Source organism: Halostella litorea (assembly GCF_004785955.1).
Lineage (GTDB): Archaea > Halobacteriota > Halobacteria > Halobacteriales > Natronoarchaeaceae > Halostella > Halostella litorea.
The window spans coordinates 1-19707 of record NZ_SJER01000001.1; the positions used below are offsets into that span (position 1 = coordinate 1).

Sequence of the window (19707 nt, forward strand, 5' to 3'; positions counted from 1 at the left end):
CCGACCCCCGACGCGGCCGAGGACGCCGTCCCCGACCCGATAGCCGAAGCGGAGCGCCGGCGCGCCGCGGAGAACGACGACGGGGCGCGCGACGAGTCGCCGCCGACGGCCGGCGACGGCGACCCCGACGCCGCGGCCGCGTCGGGCGGTGACGACCGAGGGTCCCCGGCGGACGCGGACGAGTCGGGTGCGCCGGGGACCGACCGCGCGACCGTCCGCATCACGCAGGACGTGGGGGAGATCCTCGGCGTCGACGAGCGGGAGTACGAACTGACCGCCGAGGACGTGGTGACGCTCCCCGAGCAGAACGCCGGCCCGCTGATCCAGCGGGACGCCGCCGAGCGCCTCGACTGAAAGCGGAACCCTTTGGACCCGCGAGCGCCGACTGCGGCTATGCTCGACGTCGGTGACTCCGCCCCCGAGTTCGAACTGCCCGACCAGAACGGCGACACCGTCTCCCTCTCGGAGTTCCGCGGGCAGCGCGTCGTCCTGTACTTCTACCCCCGGGCGAACACCGAGGGCTGTACGACGGAGGCCTGTGGCTTCCGCGACAACTGGGCCGCCTACGAGGACCGCGACGTGGCCGTCCTCGGCGTCAGCGACGACGAGGTGGCCGATCTGAAGGCGTTCGAGGAGGACCACGACCTGCCCCACACGCTGCTCTCCGACGAGTACGGCGAGGTGGCGACGCTGTACGACTCCTACGGCGAGAAGCAGATGTTCGGCAACACGTTCGACGGCGTGTTCCGGAACACGTACGTCATCGACGAGGACGGGACCGTCGCGTTCGCCTACGAGGGCGTCTCCCCCGACGGCCACGCCGAGGAGATCCTGTCGGACCTAGATGGCTAAAGTCGTCGTTTGAGGCTTCCCGGGGTTTTTGTCCGGACCGCGTCACGTTGCCCCCATGCCCACGAGACGATCCGCAGTTCCGTTCGCGGCAGCCCTGGCGCTGCTCCTGACGGTCGGACTGGTCGCGCCGGCCGCCGCCGGCGGGGACGTACGCACAGGGTCGGACGCAGTCCACGACGGCGCGTCCTGCGCCGCGGCGACGCCGCCGAACACGACGGTGGCCGTGATGGCCGCGCCGCCGTCGGTCGCCGGAGAGAACTGGTCCGCGAGCGAGATACAGGGCGCGTACCAATGCGACGAGCAGGTTCGGGGCGCGAAGACGGTCGCGATGGGCGATACGATGGTCGTCCGCCTGCGAGCGCCCGGGCTTGCGGACGCGGTGGCGAACGCCGACGGCGAAACCACCACCGAGCGCTTCCGCGCGCTGGTCGCGTCCGACCGGGCGAACCTGACGGGGCCGCAGTTGGACGATACGGTCACCCCGGAGCGGGCCCCGATGGACCTCGAACTGCTGAACGGCACGCGCGTCCTGCACGCGCACGGCGACACGTTCTACGTGGTCGCCGACACGGAGAACCTTGTAGCGACGGTCGCGGGCAGGGACGGCGAGACGGTCTTCAGGGAGGTGTACCCGCGACAGGGGTATCGCATCGGCCTCGAACTCGACGGCCACGCGGCGAACGACACCGTCCGCTTCGACCGCCCCGAGGTCGCGTTCGCTGACATGAACGCCGAGGGGCGGCTCTACCGCGCCGCCGAACCCGGACAGACCTTCGCTGGGACGACCACGCTGGCGGCCGGACAGGAGATCGAACTGGAGTTCAGGGACGCCGACACCGGTGCCCTCCTGTTTGTCGCCCGCGGCGAGACGACGCTGAACCGCTCCGACGACCGCCGGTTCGGGGCCACCCTGGACCTCACGCCGGTGGAGGCGAGGGCCAACCTGAGCGTCACCGTCCGGAGCGAGGACGGGCGCGTGCTGGCGGAGGACGTTCCCGTCCGCGTTCGTAACGCGACCGCTTCCGTCGCCGCCGAAACCGCCGATCCGGACGGCGAATACGGCTCGGTCGACGCGACCGGGAGCCTCTCCCGCGGCGGCTTCCTCGTGCTCCACGAGGGCGGTCCCGACGGCCCCGTGCTCGACAGCGCCGGGTTCCTCGCAGGCGGGGTAGTCGAGGAACGGCTCCACTTCGAGGTCCCGGACGGATCGACCGACCTGACGGTCGTCGCGTACCACGATACCGACGGCGACGGGGCGTTCGACCCCGACGTGGACCGCGCATACGACGGCGCGAACGCCACCGCGACGGTCGCGGTCGAGTCGAACGGCGGGACGCCGACCACGACTACGACGACTACGACCACGACCACCACGACGACCGACGGCGGAACGACCGCGCCCGGCAACGGGACGACCGACGGGGACCCTGCCACGTCGACGACCGAGGAGAGCGCCGGCGGCGGTCTCCCCGGCTTCGGCGTCCCGGCGGCGCTCGTCGCGCTGCTCTCGGGACTCGCCGCTATCGGGCTACGACGCTAAAAAACGGTGACGGGTCGGCCTACTGGAACGTCCTGCCGACGGGCTCCTCGCCATCGACGTCGGTGGTGTCGAACTGCTCCTCTATCTCCTCGTACTGCTCGCGGACCTCCTCGGTGACGCTGGGGACGACCTCGTCCAGCGCCGACTCGAAGTGCTCGCGGCGGACGCGGACGTTCCCGACGCTCTCGCCGATCTCCGAGGGGTCGACGGAGTTGATGAACTCGCGGCTGGCCGCCATCGAGGCCTCGCGGACGAGCGCCTCGATGTCGGCGCCGACGTAGCCCTCCGTCTCGGCGGCGAGCCACTCCAGGTCCACGTCGTCGGCCACGGGCTTGTTCCGCGTGTGGACGTCGAGGATGGCGCGGCGCGCCTCCTCGTCGGGGACGGGCACGTGGACGTGCCGGTCCAGGCGGCCCGGGCGCAGCAGGGCGTTGTCGATGAGGTCCGGGCGGTTCGTGGTCGCGATGACGACCACGTCCTCCAGTTCCTCCAGCCCGTCGAGTTCGGTCAGCAACTGCGAGACGACGCGCTCGCTGACCTCGCTGCCGCCGCCGGTGCCGCGGCCGCGCTCGCCCGCGATGGAGTCGATCTCGTCGAAGAACACCACGGTCGGGGCGTTCTCGCGGGCCTTGCTGAACACCTCGCGGACGCCCTTCTCGGACTCGCCGACGAACTTGTTGAGCAGCTCCGGCCCCTTGATGGAGATGAAGTTGCTCTGGGACTCGTTGGCGACGGCCTTGGCCATCAGCGTCTTCCCGGTGCCGGGCGGGCCGTACATCAACACGCCCTTCGCGGCCTGCATGTCCATCTGGTCGAACACCTCGGGGTAGTCGAGCGGCCACTGGACGGTCTCCCGGAGGCGTTCCTTGGTGTCCTCGAGGCCGCCGACGTCGTTCCAGGTGACGTCCGGCACCTCGACGAACACCTCGCGGAGCGCGGAGGGGTCGATCCCCTTCAGCGCCTCCTTGAGGTCCTTCTCGGTGACCTGCAGCCTGTCGAGCACGTCCGCGTCGATCTCCTCGGATTCGAGGTCGAGTTCGGGGCGGATGCGCCGGAGCGCGTTCATCGCGCCCTCCTTCGTCAGGCTCTCCAGGTCCGCGCCGACGAAGCCGTGGGTGTTCTCCGCGTAGCGGTCGAGGTCGATCCCGTCGGCGAGGGGCATCCCGCGGGTGTGGACCTGCAGGATCTCCTTGCGGCCCTCCTTGTCGGGGACGCCGATCTCGATCTCGCGGTCGAAGCGGCCGCCGCGCCGGAGCGCGGGGTCGATGGCGTCGACGCGGTTGGTCGCGCCGATGACGATGATCTCGCCGCGCTCGTCCAGCCCGTCCATCAGGCTGAGCAGCTGGGCCACGACGCGGCGTTCGACGTCGCCGCCGGCCTCCTCGCGCTTGGGGGCGATGGAGTCCAGCTCGTCGATGAACACGATCGCGGGGGCGTTCTCCTCGGCCTCCTCGAACACCTCGCGGAGCTGCTCCTCGCTCTCGCCGTAGTACTTCGACATGATCTCCGGGCCGGAGATGGTGTCGAAGTGGGCGTCGATCTCGTTGGCGACGGCCTTGGCCATCAGCGTCTTCCCTGTGCCGGGCGGACCGTGCAGGAGGACGCCCTTCGGCGGCTCGATGCCGAGTTGCTGGAACAGCTCGGGGTGGCGCATCGGCAACTCGATCATCTCGCGGACCTGTTCGAGCTCGTCGTCCAGGCCGCCGATGTCCTCGTACGTGACGTTCGGGGTGTCGCCGCCGCTCGCGCCCTCGCCGGCCGCGCCGGTGATCTGCTCTGCGGGCTTCTCGCTGATCTGGATCTCGGTGGAGTCGGTGATGACGACCGTGCCGCTCGGGTCGGTCGAAGCGATCTTCAGCGGGACGGACTGCCCGCTGCTCGACATCGGGCCGAAGGAGAGCGGGAAGGGGACGGTCTGGCCCTCCGTGACGGCCTGGCCCGAGAGCTTGTCGCGCACGAGCGGGCCGATGTTCCCGCGGATGCGGAGGTTCTGGGGCAAGGCGACCGTGACGCTGGTCGCCGGGTTCACGTCGGCCGTTTCGACCTCGACGCTGTCGTCGATGCCGACGTTGGCCTCCTGTCGGAGGCGGCCGTCGATGCGGATGATGCCGCGGCCCTCGTCCTCGGGGTAGCCGGGCCAGACACGCGCGACGGCGCGGTCCTCGCCCTCGCCGATGAGGATGTAGTCGCCGTTCTCCAGGTCCAGTTCCCCCATCGTGGCGCGGTCTATCGCCGCCAGCCCGCGACCCGCGTCCTTCTGCTTGAGTGGTTTTACGGTGAGCTTCATGCTTCCTCCTCCAGTTCGATAGTGAGAACGCCGTTTTTCATAAACACTTGCGCGTCCTCGCCGGGCAGGTCGATCTCGATCTGTTCGGCCGTCTCGTCGCTACCGGTCACGACGATCGCGGTGTCGGCCAGCACGTCGACGTCGGCGTCCGACGCCGCCGGGCCGAGGTCGGCCGCGATCACGACGCCGTCGTCGTAGCGGTACTCGCGGACGACCCGTTCGTCGCCGTCGGCCAGTTGGGATACGTTCATTGTAACTAACTCAAAGTTAGTCATACTACTATATAAACCTTTCTTCGAATTCCCCCCGATACGGCGGGGATACGGAGGTTCGACTGAATTGCGGTTCACACGGACGTAGTCGCGGATTCGAATTGAACTTTATGGTCGCCCCGGTCGAACGACCGGTATGGAGACAGTCACCCACCGGGGGCGGGCGACCGCCTACCGCCGCTCGGACAGGGGCGGCGACGGCACGCCGCTCCTGTGTGTCCACGGGAGCGGCGGGGAAAGCGGCGTGTGGAAGTCCCAGTTCCGGCTGGCCGACGACCGGCCGGTCGCCGCCCTGGACCTGAGCGGGCACGGCGAGTCCGACGACGTCGACGCCGAGGCGGGGTACGGCGCGCTCTCCGCGTACGCGGACGACGTGATCGCCGTCGCCGAGGAGACGGACGCGGGCGTCCTCGTCGGCAACTCCCTGGGCGGCGGGGTCGTGATGCACGCCGTGCTCAACCGCGGCGTCGACCCGGACGCAGTGGTGCTCGCCGGTACCGGCGCGCGCCTCGCCGTCAACGAGGACCTGCTCGACTGGCTGGCGACCGACTTCGAGCGCGCGGTGGAGTTCCTCCACGGCCCCGGCCGCCTGTTCGACGACCCCGACGACGCGCTCGTCGAACTGTCGGCGGCGGCGATGCGCGACTGCGGGCGGGCGGTCACCGAGCGCGACTTCCGCACCTGCCACGCGTTCGACGAGCGGGACCGGGTGAGCGACATCGACGTGCCTACCCTCGCCGTCGTCGGCGAGAACGACCGCCTCACGCCGCCGTGGTTCCACGAGTTCCTCACCGACGAGATCCCCGACGCGGCGCTGGCGGTCGTGGAGGACGCCGCGCACCTGGCGATGCTGGAACGGCCCAAGGCGTTCAACGCCGCCCTGGAGAACTTCCTCGACGGGCTGGACGGGTAGCTCGCCGGCCGCTCAGTAGAACTCGTCGTACTCGGCCTCGTGGCCGCCGTCGTCCCCGGGATAGTCGCCGGACTCGACCGCGTCGACGTAGTCGTCCAGCGCCCCCTCCATCTCGCCCCGGACGTCGCCGAACCGCTCGGCGAAGGGCGGCGACCAGTCGCTCAGGCCGACGACGTCGTTGAACACGAGCACCTGGCCGTCGGTGTCGGGGCCGGCCCCGATCCCGATGGTCGGGACGTCGAGCGCCTCGGTGACGGCCGCCGCGAGGTTCGACGGGACGTGTTCCAGCACGAGCGAGAACGCGCCGGCGGCCTCGTGGCGCTCCGCCAGTTCCAGTATCTCCGCGGCCGCCTCGTCGTCCGTCCCCTGCCGGGTGTGGCCGCCGAGCTGGTTGACGCGCTGGGGGGTCAGCCCGAGGTGGGCCTGCACGGGGATGCCGAGGTTCACCAGATGCTCGGTCAGTTCGACGGTGTGGGGCCCGCACTCCAGTTTCACCGCGTCCGCGCCCTCCTCCTTGATCAGCCGGCCGGCGTTCTCGACGCTCTTCTCGCGGCTCGCGCCGACCGAGAGGAACGGCATGTCCGCGACCACGAGCGCCTCGTCGGTGCCCCGCACCACGGCCCCGGTGCGGCTGGCCATCTCGTCCATCGTGACGGGGACCGTCGAGTCGTACCCGAGCGAGACGTTGCCGACGCTGTCGCCGACGAGGATCACGTCGACGCCGGCCGCCTCGACGAGCGACGCCGTCGGCGCGTCGTACGCCGTCAGCATCGTGATCGGCTCCGACCCGGCCATCGCCCGAACGTCGGGAACGGTAGGCATAGACGGAGGTTGACGCTTCGGCACAAAAGGTCATCGTCTTTCGGAACGGTGCCGCTCGGCGGTCGGGAGCGCGGCGACCCGCGGGACGGCGATCCCCGGATCGGACGGACACCTTTTCGGTGCGCCGGCGCGACCGCCCCGACATGTACGGCATCCGCGAGATACTCGCCGTCGTCCTCTCGGTCGGCCTCGGGCTCTTCCTGGTCGCCTTCCCCGGCGCGTTCGTCCGGATCCAGCTGGTCGGGCGCGGACCGCACGACCGCGGCCAGTACGGCGAGGACTGGGAACCGCCCCGGAAGTACACCCTCCCCGTCCGCCTGCTGGGGCTGGCGGCGGTCGGCGTCGGCCTGTTCATCGCCGCGCAGCCGCTGTGACCCGCCGGTCGCCCCGAACCGTCACGCATTAGATGCGACCGGGCGAAGTTCCGGCCGTGCCAGAGCGCGTCGACACGGCCGACCCGGGCGAGGGCGTCGACACCACCCGGGTCATGCAGCTCACCTTCCTCACGACGCTGGCCGTCGGCGTCCCGCTGGTCGTCGCGCTGTCGCTTTTCGTCACCCTGCCGACGTGGCGCGCCCGCGCCGAGTTCGCGGTTCGGGTCGGCGCGCTGATCTGGCTGGTGACCGGCATCGGGTTCTACGTGCGCGAGCGGCGGGAGATCGGGGGGCCTAACTGACGTCGACGTAGGCGACGCCCGCCCGTTCGGCCGCCTCGCGGTCCCGCGGCGAGTCGCCCACGAACACCGCCCGCGACGGGTCGACGCCGAGCGAATCGACCGCGGCCAGCAGGGACTCCGGGGCGGGCTTCCACGTGTCGACGGTGTCCCGCCCGACGACGCGCTCGACGTGGTCGGTCAGGCCGTGGGCCGCCAGCGCGTCCGAACAGGCCGCCTCGCAGTTCAGCGAGCAGACCGCCGCCGGGCGGTCGAGCGCGGCGAGTTCGTCGGCCGCCGGGAGCCGCCGCGACGCCCGCGCCCCCTCGCGCTCGTGCTCGGCGATGGCGGCGTTGACGCGCTCGAACAGTCCCTCGTCGCGGGCCGCCCCGAGCAGTTCCCAGAGGCTCCGGCCGTCCGGGTCGACGCCGGCGCGCTCGTACACCGCCTCGACGTCGGCCGCGACCGCGCCCCAGTCGACCGGCAGGTCGACGAGCGTCCCGTCCAGGTCGTAGACGACGCCGTCGTACGCTTCGCGTGGCACGCCGGCGGCTACGGCCCGCGGGGTCATGGCCGTGTCGGTCTCCGTGGCCCGCCGGCGCGGCCGAACCGAACCCGTTTTGAGCGCGAGTGGACGAACGTCCACCATGGCGTCGCAACTCCGCTCCGGCGGCACCGTCGTCGACCGACGCACCAGCGGCCGCGAGCGGCGCTGTTGTCGGTCGGGGGCACGCCGGACCGCCGCGACGCGACGGGCCCGACCGAGCGGCGTGGACCGCCGGGGTGACCATGCTTGACGGCGTCCGCGAGGACGTGCGGGCCGCGCTCGACCGGGACCCGGCCGCCAAGAGCGCGCTGGAGGTCGCGCTCTGCTACCCGGGCCTGCACGCGGTCTGGTTCCACCGCGTCTCCCACGCGCTCTGGACCCGCGGCTTCCGGCTGACCGCGCGGCTCCTCTCGCAGTTTTCCCGCTTCCTCACGGGCGTGGAGATCCACCCCGGGGCCGACGTCGGCCGCCGCCTCTTCATCGACCACGGCGCGGGCGTCGTCGTCGGCGAGACGGCCGAGATCGGCGACGACGTGCACATGCACCACGGCTGTACGCTCGGGGGGAACGACGCCCGGCCCGTCAAGCGCCACCCGACGCTGGAGGACGGCGTCGTCCTCGGCGCGAACGCGACGCTGATCGGCGACATCACGGTCGGCGAGGACGCGGCGGTCGGGGCCGGCGCGGTGGTCGTCGACGACGTGGAGCCCGGGCAGACGGTCACCGGCGTACCGGCCGAACCCGTCGGCGGGAGCGGTGACGCCGACGATACGGCGGACAGCTAATCGAGAAGTTCGCGGGCGATCACGGTCTTCTGGATCTCGCTCGTGCCCTCGTAGATGGTCGTGATCTTCGCGTCGCGGTAGAGCCGCTCGACGTCGCCCTCGGTGACGTAGCCGTAGCCGCCGTGGATCTGGACCGCCTCGTTGGTCACGTCCATCGCGGCCTCGCTGGCGAAGTACTTCGCCATGCTCGCGGCCATCCGGGGGGATTCGCCGCGGTCCTCGCGGGCGGCGGCGTCGCGGGTCAGCAGGCGGCTCGCCCGCACCTGCGTCGCCATGTCGGCCAGTTTGTGCCGGATCGTCTGGATGTCGCCGATGGGCTTGCCGAACTGCTCGCGCTCGCCGGCGTACGCCTCGGCCTCGTCCAGCGCGGACTGCGCGAGGCCGACCGCCTGCGAGGCGATGCCGATCCGGCCGCCCGTGAGGATGGAGAGCGCGGCCGATAGCCCCTTCCCCTCCTCCGTGAGGCGGTTCTCGGCGGGGATCCGGACGCCGTCGAACTCCAGCGACGTGGTGTCGCTTGCCCGCAGGCCGAGTTTCTCCTCCTTCTTGCCGACGGTCAGCCCGTCGGCGTCCTTCGGGACGACGAACTGGGTGACGCTCCCGGGGTCGTCGCGGTCGGTCTTGGCGAAGAGGACCACGACGCCGGCGCGCTCGCCGTTGGTGATCCACTGCTTCGTGCCGTCGATGACGTACTCGTTCCCCTCCTTCCGCGCCTCGGTCGTCATCTCGGCGGGGTTCGACCCCGCGCCGGGTTCGGACAGTGCGAACGCGCCCACGGGCCGCCCGTCGACCATCTCCGGGAGCCAGCGCTCCTTCTGGTCCTCGCTCCCGAACGTCGCGATGCAGGAGGTGGCGAGGCAGTGGACCGACAGCGCGGTGGCGACCGACAGCGTCCCGTAGGCGACCTCCTCGTTGACGACGCTGTAGGTGAGCCGGTCGGCGTCGTAGCCGCCGTACGCCTCTGGCACCGTCAGCCCCGTCAGGTCCAGGTCGGCGAGGCCGTCCCACACGTCCTCCGGGAACCGCTCCTCGGTGTCCGCCTCGCGGGCGACCGGACGGATCTCCTCCTCGGCGAACTCCCGGACCACGTCGCGGACGGCGCGTTGCTCCTCGGATAGCTCCATACCCCACCTTCGGTGTTGGATGGAAAAAGGTGAACGTTATCCGCCGAGTGCGTCCTCGCCGTAGCGGTCGGCGACGTACGCCTCGACGTCGGTGGCCCGCTCCCAGACGTGTTCGAACAGCCGACCCCCCCAGTCGATCGCCGCGTCCGTCTCCGCAACCACCTCCGTGTGCGGGTCGTAGGAGCCGTCGAGCGTCGGGAAGGAGAGCAACAGCGACTCCGCCGAGACGACCATGGCGAAGGCGGTGTCGTACACCCGGACGGCGACGTCGCCGTCGTCGTCCGGACCCGGCGGCTCCTCCTCGACCACCTCGCGGAGCACGTCCGGCGTGACGACGAGGCGGCGGTCCGCCCCCGACGACTCGTTCAGCGCCTCCGCGTAGCGGTCGTGATACACCGGCGTGATCACCGAGACGCAGTCGGCCGAGGCGATCCCCTCGGCGACGCGGCGGGACGCGCGGTACGGGTCCGTGTCCGGCGACCTGACGACTTCGTACCCGTCGATCGCGGCGAACTCCTCGCGGAACGCGTCGGGGAGAGCCGCGGCGTCGTGGCGCTGCCAGTACTCGGCGTCGGCCGCGAGCGTGCGCTCGGTGCGTTCACACCGCGCGATGGCGTCCGCGATCACCTGTCCCGCGGCCGTCGTCGCCCACGCGTCGTCCCCCCGCTGGTGGACGAGCCCCCGCTCCGCCAGCCGGTTTATCGCGTCGTACACCGACGACTCGCTCGACGCCGTCCCGTCGAGCACCTCGCCCCGGCCCGCGGGCGAGTCGGCGAGCGCCGCGAGCACCTCCCGCCGCGCCCGCGACCCGACGACGAACTGCAGGTTGTCAATGCCGCCACTCATACTCGTTGACGACCCAGTCGTCACGGCCCGTAATAGCGCTGGCGATCGTTTCCGCCGGGAAGCGGTTAGTTCAACCCCAACGCTGCCGGCTCCAACTTTGCCGGAACGTTCTACGGCCTCCGGAACGTTTTATCCATGCTGGAAGGGGAAAATTTAGCTAAGAGGACGCGAAGGTGGGAGTTGCAGTCAGGTCATGCCTTCCTGCGTCGGCGGTGTCGCCACCGCCGACCCACCCGTCCCGACGCTGACTCGACGGCCCTCAGTCCCCGTCGGACCGCAAGTACTCGACGACCCGTTCCGGATCAGCGTCGAGTCCGCCGGCCTGTGCGACGCGGTCGGACCCGCCGCCGCCGCCGCCGAACCGCCCGGTCACGTCGTCGACGACCGCCGCGGCGTCCGCCTCCGCCGCCCCGACGACGACGAACGGCGGCCGGTCCTCGCCGATGAGCGCCACCACGTCCGCCGCGTCGCCCGCCAGGGCCTGCACGCGGTCGTCAACGTCGTTCGGCCCGGCGCGGGCGACGGTCCCGACCGCCCACGTTCGCCCGTCGCGCTCGACCACGTCCTCCCGGAGTGCGGCCACCTGCCGGTCGAGCAGGTCGGCCCGCAAGTCCTCGACTTCGGCCTCCAGTTCCGCGACGGCGTCGCGCGTCCGGTCGGCCGCGTCCGGGAGGTCCGTGACGCTCGCGTCGAGCGCGGTACTGGCCTCCAGCGCCGCCGCCTTCTCCGTCGACCGGCGGTCGATCCCCGCCGGCCCGACGGCGAACTCCACGCGGGTCAGCCCCTCGCCCGGGTTCGACCGGCCAAGTACTGTCACGGGACCGATCTCGCGGGTGTTCCGGACGTGGGTGCCGCCGCAGGCGGCGACGTCCCAGTCCTCGATGGTGACGATCCGGACCTCGCCGTCCGCCCCGAGGACCCCCTCCTCCGTCTTGGTGTTGAACGCCACGTCGTCGCGGTCACGGGCCTCATCGGCCGGCACCTCCTCCCACGTCACGTCCAGCGAGTTCCAGACGGCCTCGTTGACGAGGCGTTCGAGTTCAACCAGCGTCTCGTCGGTGACCGTCGTCGACGTCCGGAAGTCGATCCGCACCTTCTCGTCGCGGATGCCGAACCCGCCGTAGCCCAGGTCGTCGAGCAGCCGTCGGCCGGCACCGTACAGCGCGTGGCTGGCGGTGTGGGCGCGCATGCAGTACATCCGGTGCTCCCAGTCCACCTCGCAGAGCGCCCGCCGCCCCGCCCGCCAGTCCGGTTCCTCGGCGAGCGTGTGGACGACCGCGTCGGCCGTCTCCCGGACGCCGACCACGTCGATGCCGTCGATCCGCCCGCGGTCGGCCGGCTGACCGCCGCTCTCGGGGTAGAAGTACGTCGTCTCCAGCGTCACCTCGCGCCCGTCAACGTCCGCGATGGCCGACTCGAACCGCGTGGTGTACGGTTCGGCGGCGGCAAGCTTGCTCATCGACTGAGTGGAGACGGGCGACCGGCAAAAACCCTATCGGCCGGCCCGGATCGGACCGCGCCGTCCGGCTACCTCGACTCGACCAGTTCCACGTCCAGGCGCTGCTCGACCGCGCGGACGAGGCTGCCGCCGATGCCCGCCTGCGTCGCCCGTCCCTGCTCTATCGCCAGCAGGTCGGCCTCGTCGGCGTCGAGTTCCTCGGCCAGTTCCTCGCGCTGGAGCCCCTCGGCCTGCCGGGCCTCCTCCATCGCGTCGCCGTAGTCCGACACCAGATACGGGAGCTGGTCGTCGTCGTAGTTGGTTCCCCCCTCCTCCCAGTGTTCCGTGTCGCCGTCCCAGTTGCGGGTCGTCTTCGCGGCGTTCTCGACGGCGCGGCGCTTGCGCTCGGTGTCGCCGTCGTTGCCGCCGGACTTCCGGTCCTTGTGGGCGTTGTCGTCGTGGGGGGCACAGTCGGCACACACCTGGAGCCGCGCCCCGGCGACGTTCGCCTCGCGGAGCGAGTCGCTCGTGGCCCCGCAGAGCTCGCAGGCGTCGCCGCCGTCCGACCCCGACGATCCCCCCGTCGAGTACTTAGCCATACCCCCGGATACGAGCCGACGCGATTTGAACGCCCCGATCGGTTCTTGCTCGGGACGCGGCCGGGCCGGCCGGCGGGGGGCGGCCGAAACGAAAGCCCTTTAATTCGTCCACGGGATAGGTCTGACTGCAGCAAGACACCGCGAGCGTGGGTAGCCAAGCTAGGCCAACGGCGCAGCGTTGAGGGCGCTGTCCCGTAGGGGTCCGCCGGTTCAAATCCGGTCCCACGCATCGCACGCCCACACGGGCGCTGATGCAGGTGATCTCCCTTCGCGGACATCACCCACGCACAACTTCTGACGGAACTACCTGAACAGTCGCGACTGGGTCCGCCGGCACACGGCGATCCACGGCCGAGTGCGGGGCTCGGCGCGGCATGACGGCGATCTGAACCGTCCGGACACGTTTTTACCATTGCGCATCTATCGTAGGTACACTTACAGGTACCCCGGAAATGACCATCAACTACGCCGCCGCTGACGCCGTGACCGGAGTCCGGATAGAGGACCGGATCGAACAGCGCAAGTTCGTGCTCCGGACCGACGACCCGGTGTCGCCGGCGGCGGCGGACCCGGACGCGTTCAGGGAGCCGGTGACCCACGCCTGCCAGTTCGAGACGAGCGGGCTCTACATCGACCGGCTGGACGGGTTCAACATCCGCGACGGCGACGGGGACTTCATCGCGGGGGTCCAGTCCCACGAGCGGCGGAGGTTCGACCGCGGGGAGTACGTCCTCGACCTCAACGGGCCGATGAAAGTGTACTGCCGGATCGAAGGCCCCCTGAAGGTGCGGACCGGCGCGAACTACCTCGAACTGGGGTTCGAAGGCCCGACCGAAGTCGTTCTCGGGATGCGGTCCTACCACGAGCGGCCCGCGGGGACGATCACCGTCTCCGACGACCCGCGGGACGTGATGACCGCCGTGAGCCACCTCCCGTCGGCGCTGAAGACGACCAGTTGCGAGCGGTCCTATCCGACGCTCCGGGGCCACCCGCCGCTGTTCGAGCGCGGCGACGCGCTTTCGGTCCCCGACGGGCTGGAGCCGCCGGACACCGGGGTTCGGATCGTCGTCCCGCCGACCTACCGCCACGTGTACGCCGTCTCGTCGCTGGCGTTCTACCTCGGGGCCGAGGTGGTGCCGGGGGACGTCCCGCGGATCGAGACCGACCGCGGCTTCGAGCGCGAACTGGCGAGCGAGCGGTGGTTCGAGGACGAGGTCGCCCGGACGCTGAAGCAGGTGTTTTTCCTCGACTGCGTCGTTCGGACAGAGGGGCTGTACGAGATAGACCTCCACGAGCGGAACCGCGTCGAGCCGTTCCTTCCCTTCGACGTCGCGTCGATGTACGACAACTCCCTGGCCGAGCAGGTCGCCGCGTACCTGCAGATCCCCTACGAGGTCATCGCCGAGTACGTCCCGGAGTGGTGTCTGACCGCCCACGTGCCGTCGGACCCGTCCGGGATCCGGTCGCTCCCCTTCGTCGCCTACGACCTCGGCGTCGTCCGGGAGCCGCGGGGGACGAAGCTCTCCCATCCGCGCGTGCAGTCGGCGAGCTACACGCGGGCCGCGACCGCCGATGCCAACGGCGACGCCGCCCAGGCCACGCCGCTGTTGCGGTCCGGCGGCGAGTCCCAGGAGTCGATGACGCTCGTCGACCCCGAGACGACCGACGAGTCGATCGAGCACGCCTGGTTCGGCGACCACGTCCCGCGGGGGGCGACGAAGGCCACCGTCGACGGGTTCGAGAACCGGCTGCGGCGCGGGACGCGGTCAAGCGAGATATCCATCGCCGCAGTCTGCAACGACGAGCGGATGATCGCCGAACACGACTCGCTCGACAGCGTGTACGGCAACCGCGAGGGCCTGCCCTACGAGACGTCGTTTTTCACCGACCTCGACATGGACGGGCTCGCGACCGTGCTCGGGGGCGACTACGACTTCCTCCACTTCATCGGCCACGCGACCGCCGACGGCCTGCAGTGCCCGGACGGCGAACTCGACATCGAGACCCTCGACAGCGTCGGGGTCGACGTGTTCCTGCTGAACGCCTGCCGGTCGGTGCATCAGGCGCTGGCGCTCACGGAACGCGGGGCGACGGGGGGCGTGGGGACGCTCAGCGACGTGGTGAACGAACAGGCCGTCGAGATCGGCCGCGCGATGGCGCACCTGCTCAACCTCGGGTTCCCGCTCCGGGCGGCGGTCGAACTCATCCGGGACCACACCTCGACGGGGGACCAGTACATCGTCGTCGGGGACGGCGGCGCCGACATCGCGCAGTCGGAGGGCGGGACGCCGCTCCTGTGTACGGTCGAGGAGGGACCGGGCGACACGTACGACCTCTCGATACGAGCGTACCCGACACGCGAGTATCAGATCGGCACGTACGTCATGCCGACGATCGACAAGGTGAAACAGTGTTTCCTCACCCCCGGAAACATGCTCGACCTCCGGCTCTCCGAGTCCGAACTCCACAGTTACCTCTCCTCGCACAGGAGCCCGGTTCAGTACGACGGCAAAATTTTCTGGAACGATACGCCCGGATCGGTCGCGATCGGCTCCGAGGAGTAGTTACGGCCCGGGGACCGCCTGAGCGCCGTTCGCGGCGGCCGATCCGGCCTGCGACACGAGCAGGAGGAGGGTAAACAGCGCGCCGATCATCCGCGGGTGGTCTGCGAGGTACGTCGTGAGTGAGTCGTTGTCTGACATCGCAGTTCGACCAACGGACGATGTTCTTATGAAAATATCTGAAGATTTCTTATAAATTAACCCATCATGTTAATTAGTATTTACTGATTGGGTAGCCGTGTCCGGATCCCGCGACGGCGACGCCGTCCGCGGACAGGAACGTCTTTCACGGATCGCTCCCTACGTCCGGCCATGCAGAACCGCGTCAGGCGACACGTCCCGGCGGCGACCGGCCTGCTCACCGCGGTTTCGCTCGCGCTGGTGTTCGGCACCGCGCTCGGGTTCGTGCCGGGCGAGGCGCTGCCGCGCGTCCCCGACGGCGTCCTCCACGCGATCCCGCACGTCAACGCCGTCGTCAGCGCGCTCGCGATCGGCACGATCCTCGGCGGCGTGCGCGCGATCCGGCGCGGGAACGTCGACCGACACCGCGCGCTGATGGTCGCCTCGTTCGGCCTCTTCGCGGCCTTCCTCGTCCTCTATCTCTACCGCATCGCCCTGGAGGGGCCGCAGTCGTTCCCCGGCCCGGAGGGCGTTTACACCTACGTCTACCTCCCGATACTCGCGATCCACATCCTGCTGGCCGTCGTGACGATCCCCTTCGTCTACTACGCGCTCCTGCTCGCGTGGACCCGGTCGGTGCCGGAACTCCGGCGGACCGTCCACGCGCGCGTCGGCCGCGTCGCGGCGGCGCTGTGGCTCGTCTCCTTCGCGCTCGGGGAGGTCGTGTACGCGATGCTGTACGTCGTGTACTGAGGGTCGGCCGCGGCGTCAGTCGTCGGCCGGGTTCGCCGGGCGGGCGACGGCCCGGTCGGTTTCCTCGCCGTCGATGTCGTAGGGGTACTCGCCGGTGACACAGCCCAGACAGAGGTCCGCCCGCGACGTCTCCAGCACGTCGGCGACGGCCCCCGTCGAGAGGTACGCGAGGCTGTCGGCCCCTATCTCCTCGGCGATCTCGTCGGTCGACTTGTCGCTCGCGATCAGTTCGTCGCGCGAGGCCATGTCGATCCCCATGTAACAGGGCGCGACGATCGGCGGCGCGCCGATGCGGACGTGGACCTCCGCCGCGCCGACGTCCTTGAGCAGCTTGACGAGCTGGGTCGAGGTGGTCCCCCGCACGATGGAGTCGTCGATGATGGTGACGGTCCGGCCCTCGATGGTGCTTTTGATCGGGTTCAGCTTGAGCCGGACCGCGCGCTCGCGCTCGTCCTGTGTCGGCATGATGAACGTGCGGCCGACGTAGCGGTTCTTCATCAGCCCCTCGGCGAACTCGACGGCCTCGTCGTCGGCCTCGGCGTCCTCGTTGGCGGCGTCGGCGTAGCCCGAGGCGAAGGCGCGCCCCGAGTCGGGCACGGGCATCACCACGTCGCTGTCGATGCCGCTCTCGGCCCAGAGCTTCCGGCCGAGGTCCCGCCGCACCTCGTAGACGCGCTTCCCGTCGATGACGCTGTCCGGGCGGGCGAAGTAGACGTGTTCGAAAAAGCAGTGGGCGGTGTTCTCCCGGTCGACGAGTTGGTAGGTGTCGAACCCCGACCCGTCCTCGTGGAGGACGACGAGTTCGCCGGGGCGGACGTCACGGACGAGTTCGCCGTCGAGCGTGTCGACCGCGGCGCTCTCACTGGCGAGGACGTAGCCGTCCTCCAGTTCGCCGATACAGAGCGGGCGGTTGCCCTCCGGGTCGCGCACGCCGAGCACCGTGTCGTCGTGGGTGATCGCCAGCGAGTAGGAACCGTGGATGCGGCCCATCGTCCGCTTGACGGCGCGCACGAGGTCCTCCTCCAGCAGGTTGCGCGCGAGGTCGTGGGCGATCACCTCGGTGTCGCCGTCGGAGGTGAAGGCGTGTCCCTGGCCGGCCAGTTCCGCGCGGATCTCGTCGGCGTTGACGAGGTTGCCGTTGTGGCTCAGCCCGAGCGAGCCGCTCTTGAACGAGACCGAAAAGGGCTGGGCACAGGAGGCGTCGACGCTCCCGGCGGTCGGGTAGCGGACGTGGCCGATCCCCGCCGTGCCGTTCAGCCCCGCGATGTCGTCCTCGGAGAAGGCGTCGCCGACCAGCCCCATCTCGACGTGGCTGTGCTGCTGGAACCCGTCGTGCGTGACGATGCCCGCCGACTCCTGGCCGCGGTGCTGGAGCGCGTACAGGGAGTAGTACAACGGGCGCGCGGCGTCGCGGTCGGCGAGCGAGACGCCGACGACGCCGCACTTCTCGGTCATCCCGGTCGAAGGCCGCTCGGCCCGGCCGTCTGACATGGGCGACCATTGCGAGGCACCGGAGATAAAACCTCGCAATCGTGGTCCGTTCGACCACTTTTACCCCGAACAATACACACATCCGTGTATAGATACGGCCGCCGGCCCGCATCGGCGGCGTGCGAGGACGGGCGGCGCTGATCGATCGTGGTACTCCTTCGCACGGGACGAGCTACACTCGGCCGCGGCTGGCCGAGCGGTCGCTGGTCACGAAGCGTTTCGAGAAGGGAACTATCTCACTCGTCGGCCTTCGACTGCCACTCGTAGTCGCGGCGCTTGGCGGACTTGCCGAACCCGCACGACGAGCACTCCTTTTTCTTGACGTGATACGACTTCTCACCACACCGACGGCACTTCACGTGGGTCGTGGTGTTTTTCTTGCCCTGGCTCGGGGTACCTGCGCCAGTCATGGGATGATGGAGACAACGTTGTCGCCGCGTATAATCGTTGTGTCTTCGCCGTCGTCGAGCACGAGGTTCATGTGCTGGTCGTAGCCCGCGAGCTGGCCCGCGTACTCCTCGCCGTCTTTCAGTCGCACGGTTACATCCTGACCGACGGACGCTTCGAGCACGTCGAGCGGACGTTCGCTCATACCGTCTACGCCCGTCGACTCGTGCTTAAACGTACCGGAAGGGGACCCCCGCAGGTGTCAGATATCCACGGCGAACGGGGCGTATTGGTCGGCCGAGCGGGCGAACGCGGCGAAGAGATCCGCGGCCGCGGTCAGGTCGGCCGTGTCGACCACCTCGACCGGCGTGTGCATGTAGCGGTTCGGCAGGCCGAGATACACCGCGGGAACGCCGCTGCGCGACGTGGCGAAGGTGTCCGCGTCGGTCAACGTGTGCGTCGGCGCGGCCTGCACCTGCGCGTCGACCCCGGCGTCGGCGGCGACCGAGCGGAGCGCGTCCGACAGCACGGGGTGGTTCGTGCTCCCGCGCGTGACGACCGGCCCCTCGCCGAGCGCCACGTCGCTGCCCTTCTCGCCGGGCGCGGCGGGGTAGTCGAGCGCGTGGGTGACGTCCGCGGCGACGACGGCGTCCGGGTCGAGGTCGAACCCGACCATCCCCGCGCCCTTGCGGCCGATCTCCTCCTGGACGGTGCTGACCGCGTAGACGGTGGCGTCGGCGTCGGCCGCGCGGCGGAACGCCTCGGCGGCGACCCACATCCCGACGCGGTTGTCCATCCCCGGCCCCGCCACCCGCGACCCCTGCAGGTCCCGCACCGCGCCGTCGACGGTGACGGGGTCGCCGACGGAGACGAGTTCGCGGGCCGCCTCGCCGTCCGCGGCGCCGACGTCGACGTGCTGGTCGGCCACGCTCGCGTCATCGTCGACCTCGTCCCGCACGTGGATCGCGGTCTGCCCGACGACGCCCGGGACGGGGCCGTCATCGGCGTGGACCGTCACCCCCTGGCCGCGGGTGACCGTGCGGTCGACGCTCCCGACGGGGCCGACGTGCAGGTGTCCGTCGTCGTCTATCTCGCGGACGAGCAGACCGATCTGGTCGGCGTGGCCCGCGATGGCGACCGCCGGGCCGCTCCCCTCGCTGACGGCGACCGCGTTGCCGTAGTCGTCCGTGCGGACCTCGTCGGCGGCCGGTTCGACGCGGTCGAGCCACACGCGCTGGCCGGGCGCTTCGTATCCCGACGGCGTCGCCGCGGCGAGCAGGTCGTCCAGGAACTCGCGTTCGTCTTCGTCCATGTCGGGGACGTCGGGACGCACGCCTGAAACGTTGACCGTTCCGGAACCCGAGGGGTCCGACCCACAGTATAAGTTCCTGCCCGACGAACGGTGAAACATGGTCGATATAACACTGTTCGAGTTGCACGTGGACGGCGACCCGCAGTTCGCGCCCAGCTGGGCCACGGGCGACGAGGACGAACCGTTCGGCGACGACGACGACGGCACCGCCGTCGACGTGGACGACGGGAGCGACGGCGCGGGCGCGAAGGTGCTCGTCGGCCTCGTCGCGCTGGTGGCCATGGCCGCCATTGCGCGGAAGTTCCGCGGCGGCGACGACGGGCTCGAGGAGGAGGAGGAGCCGGAGTACACCGTCGAGGAGCCGGCGTAGCCCGCCGCCCCACCGGAGTTTTCCCCACCGCCGGGA

The 19707-nt window shown here is 70.3% G+C and carries 23 protein-coding genes and 1 tRNA gene; 11 read left to right on the forward strand and 13 right to left on the reverse strand.

Annotation, left to right across the window (positions count from 1 at the left end):
* The 3 genes from EYW40_RS19870 to EYW40_RS05540 all read left to right on the forward strand — a co-directional run.
* Positions 1-354, forward strand: a 354-nt coding sequence (locus EYW40_RS19870) for a DNA replication complex subunit Gins51 (protein ID WP_449271848.1), incomplete at its 5' end; no start/stop codon positions are given.
* A 39-nt stretch (positions 355-393) separates the two neighbouring features.
* Positions 394-852, forward strand: a complete 459-nt coding sequence (gene bcp, locus EYW40_RS05535; protein ID WP_135820639.1) for a thioredoxin-dependent thiol peroxidase — start codon at positions 394-396, stop codon at positions 850-852.
* A gap of 55 nt (positions 853-907) precedes the next feature.
* The gene (locus tag EYW40_RS05540) at positions 908-2392 is read left to right on the forward strand and encodes a hypothetical protein (protein ID WP_135820640.1); all 1485 of its coding nucleotides are present in this window, start codon (positions 908-910) and stop codon (positions 2390-2392) included.
* A gap of 19 nt (positions 2393-2411) precedes the next feature.
* Here the strand turns inward: EYW40_RS05540 and EYW40_RS05545 are convergent, their stop codons facing one another.
* Both EYW40_RS05545 and EYW40_RS05550 read right to left on the reverse strand, forming a co-directional pair.
* A complete protein-coding gene (locus EYW40_RS05545) occupies positions 2412-4679 on the reverse strand; it encodes a CDC48 family AAA ATPase (RefSeq protein ID WP_135820641.1) in 2268 nt (755 codons plus the stop codon).
* Complete coding sequence (locus EYW40_RS05550) at positions 4676-4930, reverse strand: Hsp20/alpha crystallin family protein (protein WP_135820642.1); 255 nt, start codon at positions 4928-4930, stop codon at positions 4676-4678. The genes EYW40_RS05545 and EYW40_RS05550 overlap by 4 nt, the downstream gene beginning before the upstream one ends.
* A 157-nt stretch (positions 4931-5087) precedes the next feature.
* Between EYW40_RS05550 and EYW40_RS05555 the strand changes: the two genes are divergently transcribed.
* Entirely contained in the window at positions 5088-5864 is a 777-nt protein-coding gene (locus tag EYW40_RS05555) for an alpha/beta fold hydrolase (protein WP_135820643.1), read from the forward strand.
* A gap of 12 nt (positions 5865-5876) precedes the next feature.
* Here EYW40_RS05555 and panB read toward each other — a convergent pair whose 3' ends face one another.
* Entirely contained in the window at positions 5877-6686 is an 810-nt protein-coding gene (gene panB / locus EYW40_RS05560; RefSeq protein ID WP_135820644.1) for a 3-methyl-2-oxobutanoate hydroxymethyltransferase, read from the reverse strand.
* A 143-nt stretch (positions 6687-6829) separates the two neighbouring features.
* Here panB and EYW40_RS05565 point away from each other — a divergent pair, with 143 nt between their 5' ends.
* Positions 6830-7060 carry a DUF6199 family natural product biosynthesis protein gene (locus EYW40_RS05565; RefSeq protein WP_135820645.1) on the forward strand — a complete coding sequence of 77 codons (231 nt, stop codon included), beginning with the start codon at positions 6830-6832 and terminating at the stop codon, positions 7058-7060.
* 56 nt (positions 7061-7116) lie between these two features.
* Entirely contained in the window at positions 7117-7362 is a 246-nt protein-coding gene (locus EYW40_RS05570; RefSeq protein WP_135820646.1) for a DUF5822 domain-containing protein, read from the forward strand.
* Here the strand turns inward: EYW40_RS05570 and EYW40_RS05575 are convergent.
* Positions 7355-7909 (reverse strand): HAD family hydrolase, encoded by a 555-nt coding sequence (locus EYW40_RS05575; protein ID WP_135820647.1) that lies wholly within the window; start codon positions 7907-7909, stop codon positions 7355-7357. The two genes, EYW40_RS05570 and EYW40_RS05575, sit on opposite strands and share 8 nt — an antisense overlap.
* Positions 7910-8127: 218 nt before the next feature.
* On the opposite strand from EYW40_RS05575, the gene cysE reads away from it, so the two are divergent.
* Positions 8128-8670, forward strand: a complete 543-nt coding sequence (gene cysE / locus EYW40_RS05580; protein WP_135820648.1) for a serine O-acetyltransferase — start codon at positions 8128-8130, stop codon at positions 8668-8670.
* Here the strand turns inward: cysE and EYW40_RS05585 are convergent.
* From EYW40_RS05585 to EYW40_RS05600, 4 genes are all read right to left on the reverse strand, one after another.
* Positions 8667-9794 (reverse strand): acyl-CoA dehydrogenase family protein, encoded by a 1128-nt coding sequence (locus EYW40_RS05585; protein WP_135820649.1) that lies wholly within the window; start codon positions 9792-9794, stop codon positions 8667-8669. The genes cysE and EYW40_RS05585 overlap by 4 nt on opposite strands.
* Positions 9795-9830: 36 nt before the next feature.
* Positions 9831-10640 carry a helix-turn-helix transcriptional regulator gene (locus EYW40_RS05590; protein WP_135820650.1) on the reverse strand — a complete coding sequence of 270 codons (810 nt, stop codon included), beginning with the start codon at positions 10638-10640 and terminating at the stop codon, positions 9831-9833.
* A 259-nt stretch (positions 10641-10899) separates the two neighbouring features.
* Positions 10900-12099, reverse strand: coding sequence for an alanyl-tRNA editing protein (locus EYW40_RS05595; protein WP_135820651.1), 1200 nt, complete (start codon positions 12097-12099; stop codon positions 10900-10902).
* 68 nt (positions 12100-12167) lie between these two features.
* Positions 12168-12677 carry a helix-turn-helix domain-containing protein gene (locus EYW40_RS05600; protein ID WP_135820652.1) on the reverse strand — a complete coding sequence of 170 codons (510 nt, stop codon included), beginning with the start codon at positions 12675-12677 and terminating at the stop codon, positions 12168-12170.
* 144 nt (positions 12678-12821) lie between these two features.
* Between EYW40_RS05600 and EYW40_RS05605 the strand changes: the two genes are divergently transcribed.
* Together EYW40_RS05605 and EYW40_RS05610 are read left to right on the forward strand one after the other, a co-directional pair.
* Positions 12822-12906 (forward strand) — tRNA-Leu (locus tag EYW40_RS05605).
* A gap of 223 nt (positions 12907-13129) precedes the next feature.
* Positions 13130-15241 (forward strand): hypothetical protein, encoded by a 2112-nt coding sequence (locus tag EYW40_RS05610; RefSeq protein ID WP_135820653.1) that lies wholly within the window; start codon positions 13130-13132, stop codon positions 15239-15241.
* Here the strand turns inward: EYW40_RS05610 and EYW40_RS19875 are convergent, their stop codons facing one another.
* A complete protein-coding gene (locus EYW40_RS19875) occupies positions 15242-15379 on the reverse strand; it encodes a DUF7503 family protein (protein ID WP_202614457.1) in 138 nt (45 codons plus the stop codon). It abuts the gene before it with no gap.
* Between the two features lie 171 nt (positions 15380-15550).
* On the opposite strand from EYW40_RS19875, the gene EYW40_RS05615 reads away from it, so the two are divergent.
* Entirely contained in the window at positions 15551-16111 is a 561-nt protein-coding gene (locus EYW40_RS05615) for a DUF420 domain-containing protein (RefSeq protein WP_135820654.1), read from the forward strand.
* A 15-nt stretch (positions 16112-16126) separates the two neighbouring features.
* Here EYW40_RS05615 and purF read toward each other — a convergent pair whose 3' ends face one another.
* The 4 genes from purF to EYW40_RS05635 all read right to left on the reverse strand — a co-directional run bounded on the left by purF (position 16127) and on the right by EYW40_RS05635 (position 19301).
* Entirely contained in the window at positions 16127-17566 is a 1440-nt protein-coding gene (purF, locus tag EYW40_RS05620; RefSeq protein ID WP_135822016.1) for an amidophosphoribosyltransferase, read from the reverse strand.
* Between the two features lie 272 nt (positions 17567-17838).
* The gene (locus EYW40_RS05625) at positions 17839-18012 is read right to left on the reverse strand and encodes a 50S ribosomal protein L37e (protein ID WP_135820655.1); all 174 of its coding nucleotides are present in this window, start codon (positions 18010-18012) and stop codon (positions 17839-17841) included.
* Positions 18009-18194 (reverse strand): LSM domain-containing protein, encoded by a 186-nt coding sequence (locus tag EYW40_RS05630; RefSeq protein ID WP_135820656.1) that lies wholly within the window; start codon positions 18192-18194, stop codon positions 18009-18011. The genes EYW40_RS05625 and EYW40_RS05630 overlap by 4 nt, the downstream gene beginning before the upstream one ends.
* 57 nt (positions 18195-18251) lie before the next feature.
* Positions 18252-19301 (reverse strand): M20/M25/M40 family metallo-hydrolase, encoded by a 1050-nt coding sequence (locus tag EYW40_RS05635; RefSeq protein WP_135820657.1) that lies wholly within the window; start codon positions 19299-19301, stop codon positions 18252-18254.
* 97 nt (positions 19302-19398) lie between these two features.
* On the opposite strand from EYW40_RS05635, the gene EYW40_RS05640 reads away from it, so the two are divergent.
* Positions 19399-19671 (forward strand): hypothetical protein, encoded by a 273-nt coding sequence (locus EYW40_RS05640; RefSeq protein WP_135820658.1) that lies wholly within the window; start codon positions 19399-19401, stop codon positions 19669-19671.
* Positions 19672-19707 lie beyond the last annotated feature (36 nt).

What these genes read in the sequence shown, in the direction of transcription:
- EYW40_RS05545 (WP_135820641.1), bottom strand. Translation starts at nt 4,679, where the DNA reads ATGAAGCTCACCGTAAAACCACTCAAGCAGAAGGACGCGGGTCGCGGG.
- EYW40_RS05640 (WP_135820658.1), top strand. Translation starts at nt 19,399, where the DNA reads ATGGTCGATATAACACTGTTCGAGTTGCACGTGGACGGCGACCCGCAG.
- EYW40_RS05565 (WP_135820645.1), top strand. Translation starts at nt 6,830, where the DNA reads ATGTACGGCATCCGCGAGATACTCGCCGTCGTCCTCTCGGTCGGCCTC.
- EYW40_RS05595 (WP_135820651.1), bottom strand. Translation starts at nt 12,099, where the DNA reads ATGAGCAAGCTTGCCGCCGCCGAACCGTACACCACGCGGTTCGAGTCG.
- EYW40_RS05540 (WP_135820640.1), top strand. Translation starts at nt 908, where the DNA reads ATGCCCACGAGACGATCCGCAGTTCCGTTCGCGGCAGCCCTGGCGCTG.
- panB (WP_135820644.1), bottom strand. Translation starts at nt 6,686, where the DNA reads ATGCCTACCGTTCCCGACGTTCGGGCGATGGCCGGGTCGGAGCCGATC.
- EYW40_RS05575 (WP_135820647.1), bottom strand. Translation starts at nt 7,909, where the DNA reads ATGACCCCGCGGGCCGTAGCCGCCGGCGTGCCACGCGAAGCGTACGAC.
- EYW40_RS19875 (WP_202614457.1), bottom strand. Translation starts at nt 15,379, where the DNA reads ATGTCAGACAACGACTCACTCACGACGTACCTCGCAGACCACCCGCGG.
- cysE (WP_135820648.1), top strand. Translation starts at nt 8,128, where the DNA reads ATGCTTGACGGCGTCCGCGAGGACGTGCGGGCCGCGCTCGACCGGGAC.
- EYW40_RS05600 (WP_135820652.1), bottom strand. Translation starts at nt 12,677, where the DNA reads ATGGCTAAGTACTCGACGGGGGGATCGTCGGGGTCGGACGGCGGCGAC.
- EYW40_RS05635 (WP_135820657.1), bottom strand. Translation starts at nt 19,301, where the DNA reads ATGGACGAAGACGAACGCGAGTTCCTGGACGACCTGCTCGCCGCGGCG.
- purF (WP_135822016.1), bottom strand. Translation starts at nt 17,566, where the DNA reads ATGACCGAGAAGTGCGGCGTCGTCGGCGTCTCGCTCGCCGACCGCGAC.
- EYW40_RS05615 (WP_135820654.1), top strand. Translation starts at nt 15,551, where the DNA reads ATGCAGAACCGCGTCAGGCGACACGTCCCGGCGGCGACCGGCCTGCTC.
- EYW40_RS05590 (WP_135820650.1), bottom strand. Translation starts at nt 10,640, where the DNA reads ATGAGTGGCGGCATTGACAACCTGCAGTTCGTCGTCGGGTCGCGGGCG.
- EYW40_RS05625 (WP_135820655.1), bottom strand. Translation starts at nt 18,012, where the DNA reads ATGACTGGCGCAGGTACCCCGAGCCAGGGCAAGAAAAACACCACGACC.
- EYW40_RS05555 (WP_135820643.1), top strand. Translation starts at nt 5,088, where the DNA reads ATGGAGACAGTCACCCACCGGGGGCGGGCGACCGCCTACCGCCGCTCG.
- EYW40_RS05610 (WP_135820653.1), top strand. Translation starts at nt 13,130, where the DNA reads ATGACCATCAACTACGCCGCCGCTGACGCCGTGACCGGAGTCCGGATA.
- bcp (WP_135820639.1), top strand. Translation starts at nt 394, where the DNA reads ATGCTCGACGTCGGTGACTCCGCCCCCGAGTTCGAACTGCCCGACCAG.
- EYW40_RS05630 (WP_135820656.1), bottom strand. Translation starts at nt 18,194, where the DNA reads ATGAGCGAACGTCCGCTCGACGTGCTCGAAGCGTCCGTCGGTCAGGAT.
- EYW40_RS05585 (WP_135820649.1), bottom strand. Translation starts at nt 9,794, where the DNA reads ATGGAGCTATCCGAGGAGCAACGCGCCGTCCGCGACGTGGTCCGGGAG.
- EYW40_RS05550 (WP_135820642.1), bottom strand. Translation starts at nt 4,930, where the DNA reads ATGAACGTATCCCAACTGGCCGACGGCGACGAACGGGTCGTCCGCGAG.